This window comes from Planococcus sp. A6 (genome assembly GCF_028823615.1).
In the GTDB taxonomy this organism is placed as follows: Bacteria; Bacillota; Bacilli; order Bacillales_A; family Planococcaceae; genus Planococcus.
Genome location: NZ_JAPEHT010000198.1, coordinates 1 through 3,966, shown reverse-complemented (window position 1 = coordinate 3,966; position 3,966 = coordinate 1). Strand labels below are relative to the sequence as shown.

The window sequence follows — 3,966 nt, the reverse complement described above, 5'->3', positions numbered from 1 at the left end:
GGCAAGGTTTTGCCGCTGGTTCTCCAGATACTTCGCCAATTCAAGCATCCCGTATTTGCCAGCCACAGCTTCCGCATCGGCATTGTAATTAGTATTGGTGTTGACATCGTAAGTAAACAATTCGCCATCGGCATTTTGAATAAATTCGATTCCGGCCACTTCAATGCCGCTTTCTTCAAGGAAGCGTTCGTATTTAGAGATGATTGGATCATCGAATCCTTCGATGACCTGGAATTTCGGGCGTGTTTCCGACGCACCATCTGCCGGGCAGGAAATGTCTTCAAGCCGGCATGCATCGGCCGGGCATAATTCGAACCCTTCCGATGTATCCACCCGCACCGCGTAGAGAAATTTGCCGCCGACAAATTCGCAGCGCGTGATGAACGGCTCAGGTGCTTGAATATATTGCTGCAATAAAGTGATGCCGTCCACGGATTCGTCGAATTCACCACCGCCCACATATTCCTCCAGCGCTTCTTTCGAGTGGAACAACCGGACGCCGAGCCCTTTTCCGGCACGGTTGTGCTTAGTGATGAATGATTTGCCCTCAAAAGCGGACGCCGCTTCGAGAAGCTGTTCCTTCCCACTCACCGCCACCGTTTTCGGCGTCTGGATGCCGGCTGCGTCAAGCGCCATGTATTGGTTCACTTTGCTCACTTCAAGCCGGAGCGCGCGGCTGCCATTGACGATGCGACGGTTGTGGCGCTCGAGCCAGGCGATTTTCGCTTCGGCCATTTCAGGCGCAAACCGGTGCCCTCTCGTATGCGATGATGCGCTCATGCGGTTATAGAACACCCCTTGCGGCGGCTCGTTCGTCAAATCGACCGTTCCTGAGTCGGTAAACCAATCTTCATAGGGCACGCCGAGCTCTTCCAAGCGCCGGAATAAGTGGATCGTCCATTCTTCGTTTTCATGAATTACATAAACTTTCTCCGTCATTCGGGTTCCTCCTCAGAAATAGAGCTTTGAATACCTTGAGCATACAGCATCCTTTTAATCCCTACAAGTCTTATAGACTTTAAGGAATAAAACGCATAAAAAAAACGCCGGGTGGCTCCGGCGCCCATTTCGTTTCAAGAAGTGAAAGTCGATGGCATCAACACGGCAACCACTTCGCCGTTTGCGACTTTTACATCTCCTGCAAATACTTCCACATTCACTTTGAATTTTTTCGGATGGATCTCTTCAACTTTCCCTACCGCTTTTAAGGTCTTGCCTTGAGGCGTCGGCTTTAGGAAATCGACATGCAATGAACCTGTCACGAAGCGCGGCGGCTGCGAGCGACGCCGATCCCGTGCCGTGGCAATCCACAAGCGAAGCCAATAATCCCCCGTAAACAAATCCAGGAATTGCCGTATGTTCTTTCCGCGGTTCGTAGAAAGTCACGGTTTCTTCGCCATCCCATCCTGTTCGGAGGTGAAGCCCATCTTCGTTCAGACGGCCGCACCCGTAGCACCAAGCGAAATCTTTTCCGTACTCATCTTGAATTGCATGTTCTACCGTTTCACTCAATCTCGTCCACTCCTTTTGCAAAAGTTATCCTCTGCTCTATTCCACATGATCGCGAAAGATGCCTGCCAGAACGCATAGAAAAAGCATGACCCGATAAACTCGGATCATGCTCTTCTTTACCTTATCCTCCGATTCGTCCTTGGAGGATTTTCGCACGCGGAAAATTCTATTCAATTCTTCTACAAACGTACATGTTGGCGATGTAAAACTCCCGCCTATGCAGTTTAATGGCGCTGGCCGTCTTTGGATTTCTCACGTATACCTCTCAGTGATCAATAGACTTTGCAGCCAGGCGTTCAGTTGCACTTACACAAAAAACCTACGTGTTACTGTTGAAACTTCTTAGGCTGAACCATTTTCATCTGGTTCCCGACAAGAGCTATATCGCCAGTAAAGCAAATTTTCCGCCAAGGCTGTGCATATTCTCGTCAAAAGGCGATTCCGGTAAAAACCGCTCGTGTCTTCTGACGGTGATTCCGCCTTGTACTAACTGAATACCCGCGTCATTTAAGGCTTAAACCTATTTTTCGTAATTTTCTTATTAATTTTAAAACTTTTTTACTTTTTGTAGTTTGGACCTTATACTTAGAATTAGTTCGACATCCGGAATACAAGGGAGAGAAAATCATTGGTTAAAAGTTTACCGCCTCGTTCAGAAATATCTATAGAAGAAACATGGAATTTAGAAAGCTTGATGGCAAGTTCCGAGGCATTCGATGCCACTTTAGAAGAACTTGACCAGGAAACAGCAGCTTATGCCGAGAAGTTCCAAGGCCAAATCACCGACGCCCAGTCGGCACTGGAAGCACTTGAGGCGTACCTCGTGATTGCCGAAAAATTGGTCGCCCCAGGCACTTATGCCAGCCTGTCCTACAGCACAGACCAAACCGATACGAAAGCCCAGATGCGCGCCGGGAAATACAGCGCATTCTCCGCAAAGATCGGCAGCCGCCTCGCTTTTGTAACAAGTGAGCTATTGGAATTGCCGGAAGACACGCTAAAACAGGCGATGTCAGAATCCAAAGAGTTTGAAGGCTATTTGAAGAAATTGCTGCGTAAAAAACCGCATCAACTGCATCCGGCCGCCGAAAAAGCATTAGCTTCCTACTCCTCTGTCTTCCAAGCGCCTTACGAGCTATACAATACGACGAAAATGGTCGACATGGATTTCCCGGATTTTGAAGCAGGCGGCAAATCCCATCCCCTCAGCTATGTGTCGTTCGAAGGTGATTGGGAAGCGGAAACCGATACCGAGCTTCGCCGCGCCGCGTTCAAGGCATTTTCCGATAAGCTGCGCGATTACCAACACACGACAGCCAAAACTTATGATATGCAATTGCAGACCGAAAAGACGACTGCCGATTTGCGCGGTTATGAGGATATTTTCGAGTACCTGCTATTCAACCAGGAAGTCGACCGCGCGCTTTATGACCGCCAAATCGATTTGATCCAGACGGAACTGGCGCCGCATATGCGCAAATATGCACGCCTGCTGCAAAAAGCGCACGGTTTGGACAAAATGACCTTTGCCGATTTGAAGATTTCCTTGGATCCAGAGTACGATCCAGAAATTACAGTCGAGGAATCGAAGCAGTATATCAACGACGCGCTCGGCATCATGGGCACGGATTATTTGAACATGGTGGAACGGTCGTACGATGAACGATGGATTGATTTTGCGCAGAACAAAGGCAAGTCGACCGGCGCATTCTGTGCGAGCCCTTACGGCGACCATCCATATATCCTGATTTCCTGGACCGGCCGCATGAACGAAGTATTTGTCCTCGCGCACGAACTCGGTCACGCAGGTCATTTCTATCACGCGAACCGCGAACAGAATCTGTTCAACGCGCGCCCTTCGCTGTACTTTATCGAAGCGCCATCGACGATGAACGAAATGCTGGTGGCGAATCATTTGCTGAAGAATTCCGAAGACCCGAAATTCAAGCGTTGGGTCATTTCATCGATTGTTGCCAGAACCTATTACCATAACTTCGTCACCCATTTGCTCGAAGCAGCCTATCAGCGCGAAGTGTATAAAAAGATCGATGCCGGCGAAAACGTCAATGCCGGTGTACTTAATGCACTGAAACGCGGCGTACTCGAAGAATTCTGGGGAGACGATGTCGAAGTCACAGAAGGCGCGGAATTGACGTGGATGCGCCAGCCGCATTATTATATGGGGCTTTACCCGTATACGTACAGTGCCGGACTTACCATCTCCACGCAAGTGTCCAAGCGCATCTTGTCGGAAGGCCAGCCGGCTGTGGACGAATGGATCGGCGTATTGAATGCAGGCGGCACGAAAACCCCTGTCGAATTATCGAAAATGGCCGGTGTCGACATCACGACCGAAGAGCCCTTGCGCGACACCATCGCTTACATCGGGGAATTAATTGATGAGCTTGAACGCTTGACCGAAGAAATCGAACAGCAAAATTAATACAGAACAGG

The 3,966-nt window shown here is 49.3% G+C and carries 2 protein-coding genes and 1 pseudogene; 1 reads left to right on the top strand and 2 read right to left on the bottom strand.

What is annotated here, in order from left to right:
- Positions 1 to 939, bottom strand: a 939-nt coding sequence (locus tag ON064_RS17465) for an ATP-grasp domain-containing protein (RefSeq protein WP_274625772.1), incomplete at its 3' end; no start/stop codon positions are given.
- A gap of 134 nt (positions 940 to 1,073) precedes the next feature.
- Positions 1,074 to 1,512 (bottom strand): annotated as a pseudogene (locus ON064_RS17460) (PaaI family thioesterase).
- Between the two features lie 628 nt (positions 1,513 to 2,140).
- On the opposite strand from ON064_RS17460, the gene pepF reads away from it, so the two are divergent.
- Complete coding sequence (pepF, locus tag ON064_RS17455) at positions 2,141 to 3,955, top strand: oligoendopeptidase F (RefSeq protein ID WP_274625771.1); 1,815 nt, start codon at positions 2,141 to 2,143, stop codon at positions 3,953 to 3,955.
- Positions 3,956 to 3,966: the final 11 nt, after the last annotated feature.